Consider the following 20493-nt stretch of genomic DNA (forward strand, 5'->3'; position numbering starts at 1 on the left):
CCTACCCTCAAAATCCGCCATCGGCGGTGTGTTCGGTGTCATTTCTGTTTGGCATGCATCTGCTTGACCGCGCCACTGGCGATCAGCTCGGCCAGTGCGGCGACGTCGAGCAGTGCACACATGTGTTCAATCACCGTGCCGGCCAGCCACGGGCGCTGGCCACGCTGGCTGCGCCACTTGATTTCGGACGGGTCCAGGCGCAGCGAGCGGCTGACCTGGTGCACGGCCAACCCCCATTCGTAGCCCTGCACGGAAATCACGTACTGCAGGCCCTGGCGAAAATCATCGCGGTAGCGGTCGGGCATTACCCAACGCGCAGTGTCCAGCACCTTCAGGTTGCCGGCCTGGCAGGTCAGGATGCCCAGGAACCAGTCGGGCTGGCCGAACAGCGGCGTCAGTTCCTGACCTGCCAGGGTATAGATCGAACCCAGGCACACCAGCGGTACCGCCAGAGTCAGGCCGGCCACGTCGAACAGCAGGCATTCGAACGGTTCGGCGGCCCACGCCGGGCGGCCATCGACGGTGGCCGGGGGCACTGGCAGGTCAGGGGCCGGCAGGTGCACATCCACCAGCGGCACTGCCGGCTCCACGATCTGTTCTTCGACCAGCACCGGGATGCTGGCCTGGGCCACCACCTCGCGTTCCACCACCGTCACCACCGGTGCTTCCACCGGCATCACGCTGGGCAGCACCGCCAGCCTGGGCTCGGCGAACGGCCTCGGTGAAGGGCTGGCGGTTGCTTCGGCTGGCGCCGGCCTGGCCTGCTGCACGGCATCACGCGCCTGCTCTTCGCGCACGGCTTCAGCGAACGTGTCCGCCGCTTCCGGCGCCTCGAACAGGTCTTCGGTTTCGGTGGCCTCCTGCAACAGGCCGTCGAGGTACGATTGCAGGGCCATCTGTGGCCGGGTGCCGGTTTTCCGGGTCTGGGTCATCAGGCCACCTGCGCCGCAGTCTTGTAGGTCAGCAGGTGCTTGAGCAGCGCCCGATAGGCAATCAGCCCGCGGCTCTTGCTGTCGAATTGCGAGGGCGTAACGCCCTTGCGGCTGGCATCGCGCAGGCGCGTATCCACCGGGATGTAGCCCTGCCACACATGCTGGCCGTAGGTGTCACGCAGCAGCTTGAGCGTGCCCAGCGAGGCCTGGGTACGGCGGTCGAACAGAGTCGGCACGATCTGGTACGGCAGCGCCTGCTTGCGCGAGCGGTTGACCATGGCCAGGGTACCGACCATGCGCTCCAGGCCCTTGACCGCAAGAAATTCGGTTTGTACCGGAATCACCAGCTGCTGGCTGGCTGCCAGCGCATTGACCATCAGCACGACCGAGCAAGGGTGGGCTGTCGATCAAGGCATAGTCGAAATCCTGCCACAGCTGCGCCAGACTCTTGGCGATCACCAGGCCCAGGCCGTTCTGCCCCGGTGACTGGCGCTCCAGCACCGCCAGCGCGGTGCTCGACGGCAACAGCGAGATGCGATCGTCACTGGTGGGCAGCAGCAATTGCCCGGGCAGGCCCTCGGGCACCGCCCCCTTGTGCAGGAACAGGTCGTAGCAGCTGTGTTCCAGGGCATCGGGGTTGTGCCCGAAATAGCTGGTCATCGAGCCGTGCGGGTCGAGGTCGACGACGACCACGCGCTTGCCGGCCTCGGCCAGCAGGCCGGCCAGGGCGATGGTAGTGGTGGTCTTGCCGACGCCACCTTTTTGATTGGCTACTGCCCAGACTCTCATCAAGCAAACTCTATCTATTGATTTGGCAGGGACACTGTAGAAACAACTATTCAAAAGCCTGCACGATCCCTGTGGGAGCGGGCGCGCCCGCGAACACCGGCGCAGCCGGTGCCACTCACCGCGTCGTCTGCTTCGCGGGCATGCCCGCTCCCACAAGGGGTAGCGCCATCTTCAACATCGTGTCCGTGGCAACGTCGGGGAATTGACGGATCACTGCCCCGCCACCGTTGCTGGCGTAGCCGGTGCACTTTGTGTGCCAGCCCGGCGCAATGCGGCATCCGGCGTGGCATTGGCACTGCCCGAGCCAGTCAGGCTGCGGCGCACTTCGAGGTTGCGCGAAATCACCAGCACCACGCGCCGGTTGCGCGCACGGCCGTCGGCAGTGTCGTTGCTCGCCACCGGCTGGTATTCGCCATAGCCGACCGAGGCCATGCGCGCCGGGTTGACCCCTTCCATGGCCAGCAGGCGCACGATGCTCGCCGCCCGCGCCGACGACAGCTCCCAGTTGGTCGGGTACTGTGCAGTGCGGATCGGCAGGTTGTCGGTAAAGCCTTCGACATGCACCGGGTTGGCGAACGGCTTGAGAATGCCGGCCACCTTCTCGATGATGGCAAATGCCTTGTCGCTAGGCATGGCATCGCCACTGCCGAACAGCAACGAGGAATTGAGCTCGATCTCGATCCACAGCTCATTGCCGCGCACGGTCATCTGGTCGCTGTTGATCAGGTCGCCAAAGGCATCGCGCACGTCATCGCTGATGGTTTTCAGCGGGTCGACACTGGTCGCCCCCAGGCCCGCATCGGTCTGCTCGCTGTCCTTCACCAACGGCTCGGCCGGGCGCACGCTCAGCGGCCGCTCTTCGCCGATGGGGATCGGCTTCATGCTGCGCTCGGGGTCGTTGAACACGCCGAGCAAGGCCTGGGAAATGACCTTGTACTTGCCCTCGTTGATCGAGGAAATCGAGTACATCACCACGAAAAAGGCGAACAGCAACGTGATGAAGTCGGCGTACGACACCAGCCAGCGTTCGTGGTTTTCGTGTTCCTCGGTATGACGACGGCGACGCATGGGCTACTCCATGAAGCCTTGCAGCTTCAGCTCGATCGAGCGCGGGTTCTCACCCTCGGCAATCGACAGCAGGCCCTCGAGCAGCATCTCGCGGTAGCGCGACTGGCGCATGACGATGGCCTTGAGCTTGTTGGCGATCGGCAGCAGTATCAGGTTGGCGCTGGCCACGCCGTAGATGGTCGCGACAAAAGCCACGGCAATGCCGTTGCCCAGTTGCGACGGGTCGGCAAGGTTGCCCATCACGTGGATCAGGCCCATCACCGCACCAATGATACCGATGGTCGGCGCGTAGCCCCCCATGCTCTCGAACACCTTGGCAGCCTGGATATCGCGGCTTTCCTGGGTCAGGAAATCGACTTCCAGGATGCTGCGGATGGCTTCTGGCTCGGCACCATCCACCAGCAGCTGCAGGCCCTTGCGCGCATATGGGTCAGGCTCGCTGTCGGCTACCCCTTCCAGGCCCAGCAGGCCTTCCTTGCGCGCCGTCAGGCTCCAGTTGACGACACGGTCAACCCCGCCCGCCAGGTCGACCCGCGGCGGAAACAGGATCCAGCGCAGAATCTGCAAGGCACGCTTGAACGACGACAATGGCGACTGCAGCAAGGCCGCCGCCAGGGTGCCGCCCAGCACGATCAGCGCCGCCGGACCATTGATCAGGGCACCGACATGGCCGCCTTCGAGGAAATTGCCACCGACAATGGCGACAAAGGCGAGGATCAGGCCGATCAGGCTGAGCACGTCCATCAGACGCACGCCTCCACCAGGTGCTTGCCGATTTCGTCCAGGCTGTACACCGCGTCGGCCAGGTTGGCCTTGACGATGGCCATGGGCATGCCATAGATCACGCAGCTGGCTTCATCCTGGGCCCACACCGTGCTGCCGCCCTGCTTGAGCAGGCGCGCACCTTCGCGGCCATCGGCGCCCATGCCGGTAAGCACCACCGACAGCACCTTGTCGCCATACGACTTGGCCGCAGAGGCGAAGGTGATGTCCACGCATGGTTTGTAGTTGAGGCGCTCGTCACCGGGCAGGATCTTCACCGCGCCACGGCCGTCGATCATCATCTGCTTGCCACCGGGCGCCAGCAGGGCCAGGCCCGGGCGCAGCATGTCGCCGTCCTCGGCTTCCTTGACGCTGATGCGGCACAGCTTGTCCAGGCGTTCGGCAAAGGCCTTGGTGAAGGCCGCCGGCATGTGCTGGATCAGCACGATCGGTGCCGGGAAGTTGGCCGGCAGCTGGGTCAGCACCCGCTGCAGGGCGACCGGGCCGCCCGTGGAGGTACCGATGGCCACCAGTTTGTAAGGCTTGCGCTTGGGTGCCGGCGAGTGCGCTGGCGCCGCTGCCGATGCCGCCGCACGGGCAGGCGCAGGCGTGCGCGCCGCTGCCGGGCTGGCAAGACTGCTGGCAGGGGTGTGGCTGCTGCTTGCCGGCACAGGTGCGGCGACCGGCGCATGGCTGGCATAGCTGCCAAAACGGCGATTGCTGCGGGAAATGGTATGCACCTTCTCGCACAGCAACTGCTTGACCTTCTCGGGGTTGCGCGAAATGTCCTCGAAGTTCTTCGGCAGGTAATCCACCGCACCGGCATCCAGCGCATCGAGGGTGACACGGGCGCCTTCGTGGGTCAGCGACGAAAACATCAACACCGGCGTCGGGCAGCGCTGCATGATGTGCCGCACCGCAGTGATGCCGTCCATCATGGGCATTTCGTAGTCCATGGTGATGACATCGGGCTTGAGCGCCAGCGCCTGGTCGATTGCTTCCTTGCCGTTGGTCGCGGTACCCACTACCTGGATCGTCGGATCCGCCGAGAGGATTTCCGAGACGCGGCGGCGGAAGAAACCGGAATCATCCACCACCAGGACCTTGACTGCCATAAACACTCCATTAGGCGGCGCAACCCGCCAGGGTGCGCCACCGAAATCAAATACGCCGCGCGGCGTAACGCTTGAGCATGCTCGGGACGTCGAGAATCAACGCGATGCGACCGTCGCCAGTGATGGTGGCCCCGGACATGCCCGGGGTGCACCTGCAACATCTTGCCCAGCGGCTTGATTACCACTTCTTCCTGGCCAACCAGTTGATCGACGACAAAGCCGATGCGCTGGGTGCCGACCGACAGGATCACCACATGGCCCTCGTGCTGCTCTTCGTGCACCTGGCCCTGGACCAGCCAGCGCTTGAGGTAGAACAGCGGCAGCGCCTTGTCACGCACGATCACCACTTCCTGGCCGTCGACCACGTTGGTGCGCGACAGGTCGAGGTGGAAGATCTCGTTGACGTTGACCAGCGGGAATGCAAACGCCTGGTTGCCCAGCATCACCATCAAGGTGGGCATGATCGCCAGGGTCAGCGGCACCTTGATGACGATCTTCGAGCCCTGGCCCTTGGCCGAGAAGATGTTGATCGAGCCGTTGAGCTGGGAGATCTTGGTCTTGACCACATCCATGCCCACGCCACGACCGGACACGTCGGAAATCTCGGTCTTGGTCGAGAAGCCCGGGGCGAAGATCAGGTTGTAGCAGTCCGACTCGCTCAGGCGGTCGGCGGCATCCTTGTCCATGAGGCCCTTTTCCACGGCCTTGGCGCGCAGGATGTTGGGGTCCATGCCTTTGCCGTCGTCCGAGATCGACAGCAGGATGTGGTCGCCTTCCTGTTCGGCCGACAGCACCACACGGCCGGTGCGCGCCTTGCCGGACGCTTCACGCTCATCGGGCATTTCCACACCATGGTCGACGGCGTTGCGCACCAGGTGCACCAACGGGTCGGCCAGGGCCTCGACCAGGTTCTTGTCCAGATCGGTCTCTTCGCCGACCAGCTCCAGGTTGATCTCTTTCTTCAGCTGGCGGGCCAGGTCACGCACCAGGCGCGGGAAGCGGCCGAAGACTTTCTTGATCGGCTGCATGCGGGTTTTCATCACCGCGGTCTGCAGGTCGGCGGTGACCACGTCAAGGTTGGACACGGCCTTGGACATGGCCTCGTCGCCGCTGTTCAGGCCCAGGCGCACCAGGCGGTTACGTACCAGCACCAGTTCGCCGACCATGTTCATGATCTCGTCCAGGCGTGCGGTATCGACCCGTACGGTGGTCTCCGCTTCGCTGGCACCATGCTTGTCGGCGGCCGCGGCCGGGGCGCGGGGTGCTGCGGCAGGTTTGCTGGCAGGTGCCGGCGTAGCTGCGGCTGGCTTGGCCACGGGCTGGCTGTCGGCCTTGGCCGCTGCCGGCGCTTGCGCCTTGGCCGCAGCCGGGGCTTCGACGGCGGCAACGTCGCTACCGAACTTGCCCTTGCCATGCAGTTGGTCCAGCAGCGCCTCGAACTCGTGCTCGCTGATGTCGTCGCCGCCAGCATGGGTGTCCGCTGCGGCAGGCGCTGGCGCCTTGGCGCCGGGCAAGGCATCGGCCTGGAAGGTGCCCTTGCCATGCAACTGGTCCAGCAGCGATTCGAATTCGGCGTCGGTAATTTCGTCGCTGGCCGTTTCCGGCGCGCTGACAACCGGCTGCGCAGCAACCTCGGCGCTGAACTGGCCTTTGCCGTGCAACTGGTCGAGCAGCGACTCGAACTCGGCGTCGGTGATTTCGTCACCTTCACCGCTGACAGTCTCGCCCTGCATCTGCTCGTCGGCCGCAGCTTGTGCCTTGACCGCATCGAGCGAATCGAGCAGCTGTTCGAACTCGCTGTCGGTGATGTCCTGCTCCTCGGCTGGCGCCTTGGCAACCGGCGCTGGCGCCGCAGCGGCAGGCACTTCAACGCTTTCGGCGCCGCCCGGCTCGGCCAGGCGCGACAACGCCGCCAACAGCTCGGGGGTAGCCGCGGTCACTTCAGTGCGCTCGCGCACCTGGCCAAACATGCTGTTGACCGTATCCAGTGCCTCGAGCACCACATCCATCAGTTCCGCGTCGACCCGGCGCTCACCTTTGCGCAGGACGTCGAACACGTTCTCGGCGATATGGCAGCACTCCACCAGCTCGTTCAGCTGAAGGAAGCCGGCGCCCCCTTTTACAGTGTGGAAACCGCGAAAGATCGCATTGAGCAGGTCGGCATCGTCGGGCCGGCTTTCCAGCTCGACCAGTTGCTCGGACAGTTGCTCAAGAATTTCGCCGGCTTCTACCAGGAAATCCTGGAGGATTTCTTCATCGGCGCCGAAGCTCATCAAACGTGCTCCTTAAAAACCAAGGCTGGACAGCAGATCATCGACATCGTCCTGACCGGACACGACGTCTTCACGCTTATCGGCATGAATCTGCGGACCTTCACCCCGAGTCGGATGTTTTTCTCGATCTTTTTCTGCACGCAGTTGATCGTGGTCATGCTGGATACCGGCAAAGCGGTCGACCTGGCTGGCCATCAGCACCAGTTTGAGCAGGTTGCTTTCCACCTCGGTGACCAGGTTGGTGACGCGCTTGATCACCTGGCCGGTCAGGTCCTGATAGTCCTGAGCCAGCAGAATGTCGTTGAGGTGGCCGGCGACCTTGCGGTTACCTTCGGCACTGTGCGTCAGGAAACTGTCGACGCGCTTGACCAGCTCACGGAACTCCGGCGCAGCCACTTCGCGGCGCATGAAGCGCTGCCAGTCGGCGCTCAGGGCCTTGGCCTCGCTGGCCAGCTCGTTGAGCACCGGGGTGCTTTCCTCGACCAGGTCCATGGTGCGGTTGGCCGCGCCCTCGGTAAGCCTGACCACATACGACAGGCGCTCGGTGGCGTCGGTTATCTGCGACACCTCCTCGGCCTGCGGCATGGTCGGGTCGATCTGGAAACTGACGATGGCACTGTGCAGCTCGCGGGTCAGCTTGCCGACTTCCTGGTACAGGCCGCGGTCGCGGGTCTGGTTCAGCTCGTGAATCAGCTGCACCGCCTCGCCGAAACGGCCTCGCTCCAGGCTCTCAACCAGCTCCTGGGCATGCTTCTTCAGGGTCGATTCGAACTCGCCCAAAGACGTTTGTGATGAATCCATGGCGCGCCCCCCTGACGTGACTCAGCCGTTGACGCGTTCGAAGATCTTCTCGATCTTTTCTTTGAGCACCTGGGCGGTGAACGGCTTGACCACATAGCCGTTGACCCCGGCCTGGGCCGCTTCGATGATCTGGTCGCGCTTGGCCTCGGCCGTCACCATCAGGACCGGCATGGTTTTCAGCTTGTCGCTGGCACGCACTTTACGCAGCAGGTCGATGCCGGACATGCCGGGCATGTTCCAGTCGGTCACGAGGAAATCAAAGTGGCCGTTTTCCAGCATCGGCAGCGCCGTGGTGCCATCATCGGCTTCTTCGGTGTTGGTGAAGCCCAGGTCACGCAACAGGTTCTTGATGATCCGCCGCATCGTCGAAAAGTCGTCAACGATGAGGATTTTCATATCTTTGTTCAAGTAGACCTCCAAGCAGTCTCAAACGCGCTCGGTCCCGAGCGCGCATTCAATCAATTCGGTGCAACATGGAAAACGCACGTGGAAAAAGACGGCAATGCCAGCGGGCTCAACGCGCCCGCCATTCCCCCAGGCGGCTGCGCAGGCGCGCGGCACACTGGCTGTGCAACTGGCTGACCCGCGACTCGCTGACCCCAAGCACCTCACCGATTTCCTTGAGGTTCAGCTCTTCGTCGTAGTACAGCGCCAGCACCAGGCGTTCACGCTCCGGCAGGTTGGCGATGGCCTCGGTCAGGGCAACCTGGAAGCGCTCGTCCTCCAGGCCACGCGCAGGCTCGACCTGGCCGCTGGCGCCGTCCTCATGCAGCCCTTCGTGCTCGCCGTCCTGCAGCAGGTCGTCGAAACTGAACAGGCGGCTGCCCAGGGTATCGTTCAAGATCCCGTAGTAATCATCGAGACTCAATTGGAGTTCGGCAGCAACTTCATGATCTTTAGCGTCGCGACCGGTTCTGGCCTCCACGGCACGCATCGCGTCACTGACCATGCGTGTGTTGCGGTGCACCGAACGCGGCGCCCAGTCGCCCTTGCGCACTTCATCGAGCATGGCCCCGCGAATGCGGATGCCGGCGTAGGTTTCAAAGCTGGCGCCCTTGCTGGCGTCATACTTGTTGGCCACTTCCAGCAGGCCGATCATGCCGGCCTGGATCAAGTCCTCGACCTGCACGTTGGCCGGCAGCCGCGCCAGCAGGTGGTAGGCGATGCGCTTGACCAGCGGGGCGTAACGCTCGATCAGCTCGTACTGGGCGTCTTTCGACGCGCGGCTGTACATCTTGAAACCGCTGGCATTCATAACACAGGTCCCGCGCTGGTGGGTTGCACCAGGCGCTCGACAAAGAACTCCAGATGGCCGCGCGGGTTGGCCGGCAGCGGCCAGCTGTCGACCTTCTGGGCAATCGCCTTGAATGCCAGCGCGCACTTGGAGCGAGGGAAGGCTTCGTAAACCGCGCGCTGCTTCTGCACTGCCTTGCGCACGCACTCGTCATACGGCACGGCGCCCACGTACTGCAGGGCAACGTCGAGGAAGCGGTCGGTGACCTTGGTCAGCTTGGCGAACAGGTTGCGCCCTTCCTGCGGGCTTTGTGCCATGTTGGCCAGCACACGGAAGCGGTTCATGCCGTAGTCGCGGTTAAGCAGCTTGATCAGGGCGTAGGCATCGGTGATAGAGGTGGGTTCGTCGCACACCACCAGCAGCACTTCCTGGGCGGCGCGGACGAAGCTGACCACCGAGTCACCGATACCGGCCGCGGTGTCGATCACCAGCACGTCCAGGTTGTCGCCGACTTCGCTGAAGGCCTGGATCAACCCGGCATGCTGGGCCGGGGCCAGGTGCACCATGCTCTGCGTGCCCGAGGCCGCCGGCACGATGCGCACCCCGCCAGGCCCCTGCAACATCACGTCGCGCAGCTCGCAGCGCCCTTCGATGACATCGGCCAGCGTCCGCTTGGGGGTCAGCCCCAGCAGCACGTCGACATTGGCCAGGCCCAGGTCGGCGTCAAGCAGCATGACCCTGCGGCCAAGCTCGGCCAGCGCCAGGGACAGGTTCACTGAAACGTTAGTCTTGCCGACGCCACCTTTGCCACCGGTCACGGCGATCACCTGTACGGGATGCATGCTACCCATGTCTGTTCTTTACCTTGTCTCGCTGGGACTCAGGCCACACGTAGGGCAATTCTGCGTACCCTTTGGCATAGCTACCTTGCACACGCTTCATCATCAACCCGCTCGCCGTGGGTTGTGATAGAGATCAGCGAACATGTCGGCCATGGCCTCTTCGCTGGGCTCGTCCTGCTGCTGCACATTGACCGCGCGGGTAACCAGCTGGTGCCCGCGAGGCAGGTGCAGGTCGTCAGGAATGCGCGGCCCATCGGTCAGGTAGGCCACTGGCAGTTCGTGACTGATGGCAAGGCTCAGCACGTCGCCAAGGCTCGCCGTTTCATCGAGTTTGGTCAGGATGCAACCGGCCAGGCCGCAGCGCTTGTAGCTGTGGTAGGCGGCGGTCAGCACCTGCTTCTGGCTGGTGGTGGCCAGCACCAGGTAGTTCTTGGCGGCAATGCCCCGCCCGGCCAGGGTTTCCAGTTGCAGGCGCAGGGCCGGGTCGCTGGCTTGCAGGCCGGCGGTATCGATCAGCACCACGCGCTTGCGCAACAGCGGCTCCAGCGCCGCGGCCAACGACTGGCCCGGGTCGACATAGGTCACCGGCACGTTGAGGATACGGCCCAGCGTCTTGAGCTGTTCCTGGGCGCCGATGCGGAAGCTGTCCATGCTCACCAGCGCCAGGTTCTGCGCGCCGTACTTGAGCACGTAGCGGGCGGCCAGCTTGGCCAGGGTGGTGGTCTTGCCCATGCCGGCCGGGCCGACCATGGCGATCACCCCGCCCTCTTCGATCGGTTCGATTTCGGGAATTTCGATCATCCGCGCCAGATGCGCCAGCAGCATGCGCCAGGCCTGACGTGGCTCGTCGATCTCGGCGGTCAGGTCAAGCAGCTCGCGGGCGATCGGCCCGGACAGGCCGATGCGCTGCAGGCGGCGCCAGACCGTGGCCTGCTGCGGCTTGCTGCCCTGCAGCTGATTCCAGGCCAGCGAACCGAGCTGCACTTCCAGCAGCTCGCGCAGGCCCGACAGCTCGGAGCGCATGGCATCGAACAGGCGTGGGTCGACCGGTGCCGAGGCAGGGGCTGGCGCAACGGCCTCGGGCGCATCGACGTGCGGTTCGATCAATGGCTCGGCGGCGGTCAGCGATTGCCCGGCGAACAATTGGCGGTTGTTGTCACTGCTGTCCTGGCGGTGGCCCAGTTCGGCCTGGGCAGTGGCGATGCGCGTATGGGTCTTGCGCAGCTCTTCTTCCAGCTCGGCATTGGGCACACGCGGGGCCAGGGCGGACAGCTTGTAGTCCAGCGCAGCCGTCAGTTCGACACCGCCAGCGATGCGGCGGTTGCCGATGATCGCGGCATCGGCGCCCAGCTCATCGCGGACCAGCTTCATGGCCTGACGCATATCGGCGGCGAAAAATCGCTTAACTTGCATTATCCACTACCTCAGCCGTTAGGGCCCACGGTGGCAACGATGGTGACTTGCTTGTTGTCAGGTATTTCCTGATACGCCAGAACATGCAAATTCGGTACAGCCAGGCGACCGAAACGCGACAGCATGGCGCGAATCGGGCCGGCGACCAGCAGGATGGCCGGCTGGCCCTGCATTTCCTGGCGCTGGGCCGCTTCGATCAACGAACGCTGCAGCTTCTCGGCCATGCTCGGTTCCAGAAGAACACCGTCTTCCTGACCTTGCCCGGCCCTTTGCAGACTATTCAGCAAAATCTGTTCCAACCTTGGCTCCAGGGTAATCACTGGCAGCTCCGACTCAACGCCGACAATGCTTTGCACGATGGCGCGACACAATCCGACGCGCACTGCCGCCACCAGCGCGGCGGTATCTTGACTCTTGCCGGCGTTGTTCGCGATCGCCTCGGCGATACTGCGAATATCGCGCACTGGCACCTGTTCCGACAACAACGCTTGCAGCACCTTCAGCAGGCCCGACAAGGAAATGACACCTGGCACCAGCTCCTCTGCAAGTTTAGGCGATGCCTTGGCGAGCACCTGCAACAGTTGCTGGACCTCTTCGTGGCCGATCAGCTCGTGGCAGTGCTTCTGCAGGATCTGGTTGAGGTGAGTGGCCACCACGGTGCTGGCGTCGACCACGGTGTAGCCCAGCGACTGCGCCTGGGAACGCTGGCCAACGTCGATCCACACCGCCTCCAGGCCAAACGCCGGGTCGCGTGCGGCAATGCCGTTGAGGGTGCCGAACACCTGCCCCGGGTTGATGGCCAGCTCACGATCCGGGTAGATCTCGGCCTCAGCCAGGATCACCCCCATCAAGGTCAGGCGATAGGCGCTGGGCTGCAGGTCGAGGTTGTCGCGGATGTGCACGGTGGGCATGAGGAAGCCCAGGTCTTGCGACAGTTTCTTGCGCACGCCCTTGATCCGCGCCAGCAATTGGCCGCCCTGGTTGCGATCGACCAGCGGAATCAGCCGGTAGCCAACCTCCAGGCCGATCATGTCGATGGGCGTGACGTCGTCCCAGCCCAGTTCCTTGGTCTCCAGTGCACGCTGCCGGCGAGGGCAGCAGGTCCTGCTGGCGCTGCGCCTCTTGCTGCGCCTGCAGCCTGGCTTTCTGCTGCTTCTTCCACACCAGGTAGGCACCGCCACCGGCCAGCAGGCCGAGGCTGAGGAAAGCCACATGCGGCATGCCCGGCACCAGGCCCATGACGATCATCAGCGCGCCGGAAACCGCCAGGGCCTTGGGCGAGTCGAACATCTGCCGGTTGATCAGCTTGCCCATGTCCTCGGAGCCCGAGGCCCGGGTAACCATGATCGCGGCAGCGGTAGACAGCAGCAGTGATGGCAATTGCGCCACCAAACCGTCACCGATGGTCAGCAAGGCGTATACCTTGCCGGCCTCACCGAAGCTCATGCCGTGCTGCAGCATGCCGATCAGCATGCCGCCGATCAGGTTGATGAACAGGATCAGCAGGCCGGCGATGGCGTCACCGCGGACGAACTTGCTGGCACCGTCCATCGAACCGTAGAACTCGGCTTCCTGCGCCACTTCGGCACGACGGTGTTTGGCCTGGGCCTGGTCGATCAGGCCGGCGTTGAGGTCGGCGTCGATGGCCATCTGCTTGCCGGGCATTGCGTCGAGGGTGAAACGCGCGCTCACTTCCGAGATACGCCCGGCGCCCTTGGTCACCACCACGAAGTTGATGATCATGAGGATGGCGAACACCACGGCACCGACCACATAGTTACCGCCGATCACCACCTCGCCGAAGGCCTGGATCACCTTGCCGGCAGCGCCGTGGCCCTCCTGGCCGTGCAGCATCACTACCCGGGTGGAAGCCACGTTCAGGGCCAGGCGCAACAACGTGGCCACCAGCAGGATGGTGGGGAACGCGGCGAAGTCGAGCGGGCGCAGGGCGTAAACGCAAACCAGCAGGACCACGATCGACAAGGCGATGTTGAAGGTGAAGAACACGTCGAGCAGGAACGGTGGTATTGGCAGCATCATCATTGCCAACATCACCAGCAGCAACAGCGGCACACCCAGGTTGCCCCGGCCGAGCCCGGCCAGGTTGTTACGGGCGTTGCTGATTAACTGAGTGCGATCCACCGCGAGTCCTCTTGATGCAAAACTTTGACGCACAGGCGGCGCCTGGCGCTGGCTTTGCAAGAAGCTTTCCAACTTTACTCGACGGGGGATTTATGTTGCCTGTTCCGGCCTCTTCGCGGGCACGCCCGCTCCCACAGGGATCTCACAGCTGGACACCGCACCTGTGGGAGCGGGCGTGCCCGCGAAAGGGCCAGAAGCCCTGACACAAGGTCAACTGTCGCGACGCAGGTCCGGCGGTATCGGCAGGTCGTCTTTCAGGGGCTCCGGCCGCTTGCCCTTGCCGGCCCGGTACTGGCGGATCTGGAACACATAGGCCAGCACCTGCGCCACCGCCAGGTACAAGCCGGCAGGGATTTCCTGCTCCAGCTCGGTGGAGTAATAGATCGCCCGCGCCAGGGCTGGCGACTCGAGGATCTGGATCTTGTGTTCCACACCGATCTCGCGAATCTTCAAGGCCATGAAGTCGCTGCCCTTGGCCAGCAGCAACGGCGCCGCCCCGCCCTTCTCCGGGTCGTACTGCAAGGCCACCGCATAATGTGTCGGGTTGGTGATGATCACATCAGCCTCCGGCACCGCCGCCATCATGCGCCGCTGCGACATTTCGCGCTGCAACTGGCGAATACGCTGCTTGACCTCGGGCTTGCCTTCGCTGTCCTTGTACTCGTCCTTGACCTCCTGCTTGGTCATCTTCATTTTCTTGTGCGTCTGCCACAGCTGGAACGGCACGTCTGCCGCCGCAATCAGCAGCAGCCCGGCCGACATCCACAACGCACTCCAACCCACGACCTGCAGGCTGTGAATGATCGCCTGCTCCAGCGGCTCGTTGGCGATCGACAGCAAGGCCTGGCGATCGCTGATCAGCACCACCACCGCGACCACCAGGATCACGAAGAACTTGGCCAGCGCCTTGAGCAGCTCGGTCAGGGCATGCATCGAGAACATGCGCTTGATCCCCGACAGCGGGTTCATGCGGCTGAACTTGGGTTGCAACAGGCTGCCGGAGAACAGGAAACCGCTCAGGGCGATAGGCGCCACGAAGGAGATCACGAACAGCAGGATCAACACCGGCTGCGTCGCCCATATCGCCATCTTGCCCGAGGCCATCAGGAAGGCGCCCATGGCCCGCTCGTCAACGATGATGTCGCGGGTCAGGCTGAAGTTCATGCGCATCATTTCCAGCAGCGTCTCGGCCAGGTGGCCGCCGAACGCCAGCAGGCCACCCGCGCCGGCCAGGGTCACCGCCACCGTGTTCAGCTCCTTGGAGCGCGCGATCTCGCCTTTCTCGCGGGCATCGCGCTTGCGTTTCTCGGTGGGGTCTTCCGTCTTGTCCTGACCGCTCTCGCTTTCCGCCATGCTCAGCGCGCCCTCGCCAGTTCACGCAGCCATTGCAGCGCTTCGCTGGCCAACGCCTGGTAGTGGGACAGCACATCGGCCAGGCCGACCCAAGAAAATGAACATGCCCATGACCAGGGTCAGCGGGAAACCGATGGAGAAGATGTTCAGCTGTGGCGCGGCACGGGTCATTACACCAAAGGCAATGTTCACCACCAGCAGCGCAGCGATGACCGGAAGAATCAGCAGCAGGCCGGCGGCGAACACCCAGCCCAGGCGCCCGGCCAGCTCCCAGAAATGGTTGACCACCAGCGCATTGCCCACCGGCAAGGTGGTGAAGCTTTCGGTCAGCACCTCGAACACCACCAGGTGGCCATTCATCAACAGGAACAACACGCTCACCAGCATGGTCATGAACTGGCTGATCACCGTGACGTTGACACCGTTGGCCGGGTCGACCATCGAAGCGAAGGCCATGCCCATCTGCACCGCCACGATCTGCCCGGCGATCACGAAGACCTGGAACAGCAGCTGCAAGGCCAGGCCGAACAGCGCGCCAACGATGATCTGCTCGGCGCACAACAGCAAACCGCGCAGGCTCAACGGGTCGAATTCAGGCAGCGGCGGCAGCGCCGGTACGATCACCACGGTAATCGCCACTGCCACGTACAGGCGCACCCGTGCCGGCAGCATGCGCGTGCCGAAGATCGGCATGGTCATCAGCACCGCAGTCACCCTGAACAACGGCAGGATGAAGGTGGCAACCCAGGTGCCGATCTGCGTGTCGGTCAGCTCCAGCATCGCCGCGTCAACCGATCAGCTGCGGGATGTTGGTATAGAGGCTGGTGATGTATTCCATGAACTTCTGCACCAGCCACGGCCCGGCGATGATCAGCGTGACCAGCATCACCAGCAGGCGCGGCAGGAAACTCAGTGTCTGTTCGTTGATCTGCGTGGCGGCCTGGAACATCGCTACCACCAGGCCCACCAACAGGCTCGGCACCACCAGCACGGCAACCATCAGGGTGGTCAGCCACAGCGCATCACGGAACAGGTCGACAGCGATTTCAGGTGTCATCGGCGGCTCTCCTTGACGGCGTCAGACGCCGCCGAAACTGCTGGCCAAGGTGCCCATGATCAGCGCCCAGCCATCGACCAGCACGAACAGCATGATCTTGAACGGCAGCGAAATGATCAGCGGCGACAGCATCATCATACCCATGGCCATCAGCACACTGGCCACCACCATGTCGATGATCAGGAACGGGATGAAAATCATGAAACCGATCTGGAACGCAGTCTTCAGTTCGGAGGTGACGAACGCCGGCACCAGAATCGTCAGCGGCACCTGGTCCGGGCCGGCGATATCGGTACGCTTGGACAGACGCATGAACAAGTCGAGGTCGCTTTGCCGGGTTTGCGCCAGCATGAAATCCTTGAGCGGCCCCTGGGCCTTGTCGATGGCCTGCTGGGCGGTCATCTGCTCCTTCAGGTACGGCTGCAGCGCGTCCTGGTTCACCCGGTCGAACACCGGGGCCATGATGAACATGGTCAGGAACAGCGCCATGCCAGTCAGCAACTGGTTCGACGGCGTCTGCTGCAGGCCCAGCGCCTGGCGCAGGATCGAGAACACGATGATGATGCGGGTGAAGCTGGTCATCAGGATGACGAACGCCGGGATGAAACTGAGCGCCGTCATGATCAGCAGGATCTGCAGGCTGACCGAATACTCCTGCTGCCCGTCCGGGGTATTGGACAGGGTAATGGCCGGGATCGACAGCGGGTCGGCGGCCAAGGCCAGCGGCGCAACCAGCAACAGCGCCAAAATCAGCAACATACGCAGCGCGCCGCTCATCACGTGTTGTCCTTAGGGTTCTTGCCCATCAACTCCATCAGCCGCTGGGCGAACTCCGGCGTTGCCTGGCGGGCGCTTTCCGGCACTTCCACGGGTTCGGCCAGCACATGCAGGGCCTCGATGCTGCCAGGAGTATGGCCGATCAGGATCTGCTCCTTGCCCACCTGCACCAGCAGCAGGCGGTCACGCGGGCCGATGGCCCGGCTGCCGACGATCTCGATCACCTGCCCGCCCTTCACCGCCGTGCTCTGCAAACGCCGCAGCAACCAGGCCAGGAAGAAGATCAGGCCGACCACCAGCAGCAGGCCGAAAACCATCTGCGCCAGCTGCCCGCCGAGGCTGCCAGGCGCAGTTGGGGTTGCCGCCGGCGTGGCCGCGGCCAGGCAGGCCTGGCTGGCAAGCAGCGCGGCGAGCGCCGCAATGGCGCGCATCGTGCCCTTCACTCAGCGCAGCTTCTTGATACGTTCGCTGGGGCTGATCACGTCGGTCAGGCGGATGCCGAACTTTTCGTTGACCACCACCACTTCGCCGTGGGCGATCAGCGTACCGTTGACCAGCACGTCGAGCGGCTCGCCGGCCAGGCGATCGAGCTCGATCACCGAGCCCTGGTTGAGCTGCAGCAGGTTGCGGATATTGATCTCGGTACTGCCCACTTCCATGGAAATGTTCACCGGGATATCCAGGATCACGTCCAGGTTAGGGCCTTCGAGGCTGACGTTCTCGTTCGGCTTCGGCGAGCTGGCGAACTCCTCCATCGGCAGGCGGCCCGGGCCGCTGGTGCTGCTACCGGTGTCACCACCCAGCAGTGCATCGATATCCGCCTGGCCGGCTGCACCGGTTTCTTCCAGTGCCGCAGCCCATTCATCGGCCAGTGCCTGGTCCTCTGCGGAGGTGATCTCGTTTTCGTTAGCCATGGTTTCCTCGACAGGCATTCAATTCGTAATGAGCGACCGGCACGCCGTCAGCGGCGTTCGATCGGGTCGATGATCTGCAGCGCCAGGTTGCCCTTGTGCGAACCCAGGCGCGCCTTGAACGAAGGCACGCCGTTGGCGCGCAGCACCAGGTGCTCGGGCAGTTCCACCGGGATCACGTCGCCGGGTTGCATGTGCAGGATGTCGCGCAGCTTGAGCTGGCGCCGGGCGACCGTGGCGGTCAGCGGCACGGCCACGTCCAGCACGTCCTCGCGCAGGGCCTTGACCCAGCGCTCGTCCTGGTCGTCCAGGTCGGACTGGAAACCGGCATCGAGCATTTCCCGTACCGGCTCGATCATCGAGTACGGCATGGTCACGTGCAGGTCGCCGCCCCCACCGTCCAGCTCGATGTGGAAAGTAGATACAACCACCGCCTCGCTGGGGCCGACAATGTTGGCCATGGCCGGGTTGACCTCGGAGTTCATGTACTCGAAGGTGACCGGCATGATTGCCTGCCAGGCTTCCTTGAGGTCAACGAAGCACTGGTCCAGCACCATGCGCACCACCCGCAACTCGGTGGGTGTGAACTCGCGCCCCTCGATCTTGGCGTGGCGGCCGTCGCCGCCGAAGAAGTTGTCCACCAGCTTGAACACCAGCTTGGCGTCGAGAATGAACAGCGAGGTGCCACGCAGCGGCTTGATCTTGACCAGGTTGAGGCTGGTCGGCACATACAGCGAATGCACGTATTCGCCAAATTTCATCACCTGCACGCCTCCCACCGCCACGTCGGCGGAACGGCGCAGCAGGTTGAACATGCTGATGCGGGTGTAACGGGCGAAACGCTCGTTGATCATTTCCAGGGTCGGCATGCGACCCCGCACGATACGGTCCTGACTGGTCAGGTCGTAGCTTTTGATGCTGCCAGGCTCGGATGCACTCTCGGTCTGCACCAGCCCGTCGTCGACGCCATGCAACAGGGCATCGATTTCATCCTGGGACAGCAGGTCCTGTACGGCCATTGCGGACTCCTACTGCAATACGAAATTGGTGAACAGCAACTGGTCGACGACCGGCTTGCCGACTTCCTTCTGCGCCACTTCCTGAACCACCGCGGTGGCCTTCTGACGCAGCATTTCCTGGCCGACCGGGCTACCGGCCAGGGTATCGAAGCCTTGCCCGGAGAACATCATCACCAGGTTGTTGCGAATCACCGGCATATGCACCTTGAGGGCATCCAGGTCGGCCTGGTTGCGCGCTTGCAGGGTGATGCTCACCTGCATGTAGCGCTGGCGACCATTCTGGTTGAAGTTGACCACGAAGGCCGGGGCCAGCGCTTCGTAGATAGCCGCCGGCTTGACGTTGCTGGCTGCAGGGTCGGCGGCCGGAGCCGGCTCGCTCTTGTGCATGATGAACCAGGTAGCGCCCACCGAAAGGCCGATCGCCAGCAACAGGCCCACTACTGCCAGCAGGATCAGCTTGAGTTTGCCTTTAGTGGCGGGGTCTTTCACTGCTTCGCTCTTCGCCATGCCAATAATCCGTCGTCCATCGGGGGTTCAAGGGAGGATGGCTTGGCTTGAGCAAGTGTTATGCCAGATTTTGCAGAGGATGGGTTCCAGCAGGTTTTACGGTGCTGCCATCTTCGCGGGCACGCCCGCTCCCACAGGACTGTGCAGTACCTGTGGGAGCGGGCGCGCCCGCGAAGAGGCCAGGCTCAGGCTAACGGTTATCAGGCGTAATAATCGACCGCACTGTCGCCAACAACCACCTGGTGCTCAACAGGCCGGGCGCTATGGACTGCCTCGCCGCCATCCTGCCCGGCCCGCCGCGCCGCCACCCCGGACAGGTTGCTGCCCTGCGCCTGCCCCTGTTGCTGTTGCTGCCCGCGCGACTGGTCGGCCACGTTGACATCCGGCTGCGCCAGCCCCTGCTGGGCGAACAGCTCGCGCAGGCGGTGCACCTGGCTGTCGAGGGCGTCACGCACGCCGGCGTGGCCGCTGATGAAGGTGACCTGGGTCGACTGGTCCGTCGCAACATTGACGCGAATGTCCAGGCGGCCCAGTTCCGCCGGCTCCAGCTGGATATCCGCCGACTTTAGGTTCTGGCTGGACAAATACATGACCCGGTTGACCAGGCCCTCGGCCCAGGCGCCCTGGTTCATCGGCAGCGGCTGATGCAACGGGCTGGTATTGGCCGGGACGGCATTGGCGGTCTTGGCCGTGGCGGCCTGGGTCAGGTTGGCCAGGCGGTTGGCAAAATCGTCGACACGCGTATCGCTACCAGCGCTCTTGGTGTCCTTCAGGCCATCCTCGAGCAATCCGGCAAAGGCCTTGTCGCCAGCCTCGCCCGCTTCACCCTCGGCATTCTCGACCATATTCGCCAAGGTATTGACGGCCATCTGCGCCTCCTCGCCCTGAGCCTGTGAAGGGTCCAGGGCATGCGCCGAGGTCGCCCCTTTGGCCTGGGCGCTGTGCTCCAGCGCCAGGCGCAAGGTAGGCAGGTTGGCCAGCGGGTCGGCTTCAGGGTCAAAAACTTCCTCGGTGACCGGTTCCTCGGGCAGTGCGGCCGTAACCTGCGCCGTGGCAGCCTGCAACACCGGCGCCACCGCCTCGGCCTGTGCCTGGATCAGGTGTGCGCCAGGCTGGGCATCGCTGACCTGGCCAGCCACCAGGCTGGCATCGCGCAAGCCGGTGTCGGCCTGGACCTGGTCGTCAGCTGGCAATTGTTTGCCGTCATCGGCAACCGCGGGCGTGTCGACGGGGTCTTTCTTGCCACCCTGAGCCGCCTCGGATTTGTCCTTGGGCTTGGCCTGGGCGACCTTGTCGTCTTGCCCGGCGGCCTTGTCGCGACCCTGCCTGGCCATCACCTGGCCGAAGCCGTCGCCCTTGCCGCCCGGCGCCTGCAGCAGCTTGTCGGCCGGGGCGTTGGCAGAACGCGAGGTGTTGGCAATGGCGTTGCCTTGCAACAGTGGGTTGGGTGCGACAGGCATCGAGCGGTCTCCGCGCCAGAAACAAAAAAATCATCCAG

At 63.8% G+C, this 20493-nt stretch carries 17 protein-coding genes and 4 pseudogenes; all 21 read right to left on the reverse strand.

The annotated features are described in order from the left end of the window. Positions 1-38 precede the first annotated feature (38 nt). Positions 39-932, reverse strand: a complete 894-nt coding sequence (locus QIY50_02855) for a chemotaxis protein CheW (protein ID WGV21232.1) — start codon at positions 930-932, stop codon at positions 39-41. Then, positions 932-1721: pseudogene (locus tag QIY50_02860) on the reverse strand (ParA family protein). The gene QIY50_02855 and the pseudogene QIY50_02860 overlap by 1 nt, the downstream one beginning before the upstream one ends. A 210-nt stretch (positions 1722-1931) precedes the next feature. Beyond that, positions 1932-2789, reverse strand: coding sequence for a flagellar motor protein MotD (gene motD, locus QIY50_02865; protein WGV21233.1), 858 nt, complete (start codon positions 2787-2789; stop codon positions 1932-1934). A 3-nt stretch (positions 2790-2792) separates the two neighbouring features. After that, entirely contained in the window at positions 2793-3533 is a 741-nt protein-coding gene (locus QIY50_02870; protein ID WGV22995.1) for a flagellar motor protein, read from the reverse strand. Then, positions 3533-4666 carry a chemotaxis response regulator protein-glutamate methylesterase gene (locus QIY50_02875; GenBank protein WGV21234.1) on the reverse strand — a complete coding sequence of 378 codons (1134 nt, stop codon included), beginning with the start codon at positions 4664-4666 and terminating at the stop codon, positions 3533-3535. Before QIY50_02875 ends, QIY50_02870 begins: the two co-directional genes overlap by 1 nt. Positions 4667-4712: 46 nt before the next feature. Next, a pseudogene (locus QIY50_02880) lies at positions 4713-6939 on the reverse strand (chemotaxis protein CheA). A gap of 12 nt (positions 6940-6951) precedes the next feature. Beyond that, complete coding sequence (locus tag QIY50_02885) at positions 6952-7740, reverse strand: protein phosphatase CheZ (protein ID WGV21235.1); 789 nt, start codon at positions 7738-7740, stop codon at positions 6952-6954. 21 nt (positions 7741-7761) lie between these two features. Beyond that, on the reverse strand, positions 7762-8136 hold the full coding sequence (locus QIY50_02890; GenBank protein WGV21236.1) for a chemotaxis response regulator CheY: 375 nt from the start codon (positions 8134-8136) through the stop codon (positions 7762-7764). Positions 8137-8254: 118 nt separating this feature from the next. Further along, complete coding sequence (gene fliA / locus QIY50_02895) at positions 8255-8995, reverse strand: RNA polymerase sigma factor FliA (GenBank protein ID WGV21237.1); 741 nt, start codon at positions 8993-8995, stop codon at positions 8255-8257. After that, complete coding sequence (gene fleN / locus QIY50_02900; protein ID WGV21238.1) at positions 8992-9825, reverse strand: flagellar synthesis regulator FleN; 834 nt, start codon at positions 9823-9825, stop codon at positions 8992-8994. Before fleN ends, fliA begins: the two co-directional genes overlap by 4 nt. Before the next feature lie 93 nt (positions 9826-9918). Beyond that, a complete protein-coding gene (gene flhF / locus QIY50_02905) occupies positions 9919-11229 on the reverse strand; it encodes a flagellar biosynthesis protein FlhF (protein WGV21239.1) in 1311 nt (436 codons plus the stop codon). Positions 11230-11240: 11 nt separating this feature from the next. Then, positions 11241-13371, reverse strand: a pseudogene (gene flhA, locus QIY50_02910) (flagellar biosynthesis protein FlhA). Positions 13372-13581: 210 nt separating this feature from the next. Further along, the gene (gene flhB / locus QIY50_02915) at positions 13582-14724 is read right to left on the reverse strand and encodes a flagellar biosynthesis protein FlhB (GenBank protein ID WGV21240.1); all 1143 of its coding nucleotides are present in this window, start codon (positions 14722-14724) and stop codon (positions 13582-13584) included. A gap of 2 nt (positions 14725-14726) precedes the next feature. After that, positions 14727-15504: pseudogene (gene fliR / locus QIY50_02920) on the reverse strand (flagellar biosynthetic protein FliR). Between the two features lie 7 nt (positions 15505-15511). Beyond that, entirely contained in the window at positions 15512-15781 is a 270-nt protein-coding gene (gene fliQ, locus QIY50_02925) for a flagellar biosynthesis protein FliQ (protein WGV21241.1), read from the reverse strand. Positions 15782-15802: 21 nt separating this feature from the next. Further along, entirely contained in the window at positions 15803-16558 is a 756-nt protein-coding gene (fliP, locus tag QIY50_02930) for a flagellar type III secretion system pore protein FliP (GenBank protein WGV21242.1), read from the reverse strand. Further along, positions 16558-16989: a flagellar biosynthetic protein FliO gene (fliO, locus tag QIY50_02935; GenBank protein ID WGV21243.1), complete on the reverse strand. Its 432-nt coding sequence runs from the start codon at positions 16987-16989 to the stop codon at positions 16558-16560. The genes fliP and fliO overlap by 1 nt, the downstream gene beginning before the upstream one ends. 12 nt (positions 16990-17001) lie before the next feature. Beyond that, entirely contained in the window at positions 17002-17472 is a 471-nt protein-coding gene (gene fliN / locus QIY50_02940; GenBank protein WGV21244.1) for a flagellar motor switch protein FliN, read from the reverse strand. A 47-nt stretch (positions 17473-17519) separates the two neighbouring features. Beyond that, positions 17520-18488, reverse strand: a complete 969-nt coding sequence (gene fliM, locus QIY50_02945) for a flagellar motor switch protein FliM (GenBank protein ID WGV21245.1) — start codon at positions 18486-18488, stop codon at positions 17520-17522. Positions 18489-18497: 9 nt separating this feature from the next. Further along, positions 18498-18995, reverse strand: coding sequence for a flagellar basal body-associated protein FliL (fliL, locus tag QIY50_02950; protein WGV21246.1), 498 nt, complete (start codon positions 18993-18995; stop codon positions 18498-18500). A gap of 200 nt (positions 18996-19195) precedes the next feature. After that, positions 19196-20455 carry a flagellar hook-length control protein FliK gene (locus QIY50_02955; protein WGV21247.1) on the reverse strand — a complete coding sequence of 420 codons (1260 nt, stop codon included), beginning with the start codon at positions 20453-20455 and terminating at the stop codon, positions 19196-19198. Between the last annotated feature and the right edge of the window lie 38 nt (positions 20456-20493).

The sequence above is a fragment of the Pseudomonas putida genome, assembly GCA_029953615.1.
In the GTDB taxonomy this organism is placed as follows: Bacteria; Pseudomonadota; Gammaproteobacteria; order Pseudomonadales; family Pseudomonadaceae; genus Aquipseudomonas.

Excerpts from the sequence above, each read along its gene's own strand:
- QIY50_02855 (WGV21232.1), bottom strand. The coding sequence starts at position 932 with ATGACCCAGACCCGGAAAACCGGCACCCGGCCACAGATGGCCCTGCAA.
- motD (WGV21233.1), bottom strand. The coding sequence starts at position 2,789 with ATGCGTCGCCGTCGTCATACCGAGGAACACGAAAACCACGAACGCTGG.
- QIY50_02870 (WGV22995.1), bottom strand. The coding sequence starts at position 3,533 with ATGGACGTGCTCAGCCTGATCGGCCTGATCCTCGCCTTTGTCGCCATT.
- QIY50_02875 (WGV21234.1), bottom strand. The coding sequence starts at position 4,666 with ATGGCAGTCAAGGTCCTGGTGGTGGATGATTCCGGTTTCTTCCGCCGC.
- QIY50_02885 (WGV21235.1), bottom strand. The coding sequence starts at position 7,740 with ATGGATTCATCACAAACGTCTTTGGGCGAGTTCGAATCGACCCTGAAG.
- QIY50_02890 (WGV21236.1), bottom strand. The coding sequence starts at position 8,136 with ATGAAAATCCTCATCGTTGACGACTTTTCGACGATGCGGCGGATCATC.
- fliA (WGV21237.1), bottom strand. The coding sequence starts at position 8,995 with ATGAATGCCAGCGGTTTCAAGATGTACAGCCGCGCGTCGAAAGACGCC.
- fleN (WGV21238.1), bottom strand. The coding sequence starts at position 9,825 with ATGGGTAGCATGCATCCCGTACAGGTGATCGCCGTGACCGGTGGCAAA.
- flhF (WGV21239.1), bottom strand. The coding sequence starts at position 11,229 with ATGCAAGTTAAGCGATTTTTCGCCGCCGATATGCGTCAGGCCATGAAG.
- flhB (WGV21240.1), bottom strand. The coding sequence starts at position 14,724 with ATGGCGGAAAGCGAGAGCGGTCAGGACAAGACGGAAGACCCCACCGAG.
- fliQ (WGV21241.1), bottom strand. The coding sequence starts at position 15,781 with ATGACACCTGAAATCGCTGTCGACCTGTTCCGTGATGCGCTGTGGCTG.
- fliP (WGV21242.1), bottom strand. The coding sequence starts at position 16,558 with ATGAGCGGCGCGCTGCGTATGTTGCTGATTTTGGCGCTGTTGCTGGTT.
- fliO (WGV21243.1), bottom strand. The coding sequence starts at position 16,989 with ATGCGCGCCATTGCGGCGCTCGCCGCGCTGCTTGCCAGCCAGGCCTGC.
- fliN (WGV21244.1), bottom strand. The coding sequence starts at position 17,472 with ATGGCTAACGAAAACGAGATCACCTCCGCAGAGGACCAGGCACTGGCC.
- fliM (WGV21245.1), bottom strand. The coding sequence starts at position 18,488 with ATGGCCGTACAGGACCTGCTGTCCCAGGATGAAATCGATGCCCTGTTG.
- fliL (WGV21246.1), bottom strand. The coding sequence starts at position 18,995 with ATGGCGAAGAGCGAAGCAGTGAAAGACCCCGCCACTAAAGGCAAACTC.
- QIY50_02955 (WGV21247.1), bottom strand. The coding sequence starts at position 20,455 with ATGCCTGTCGCACCCAACCCACTGTTGCAAGGCAACGCCATTGCCAAC.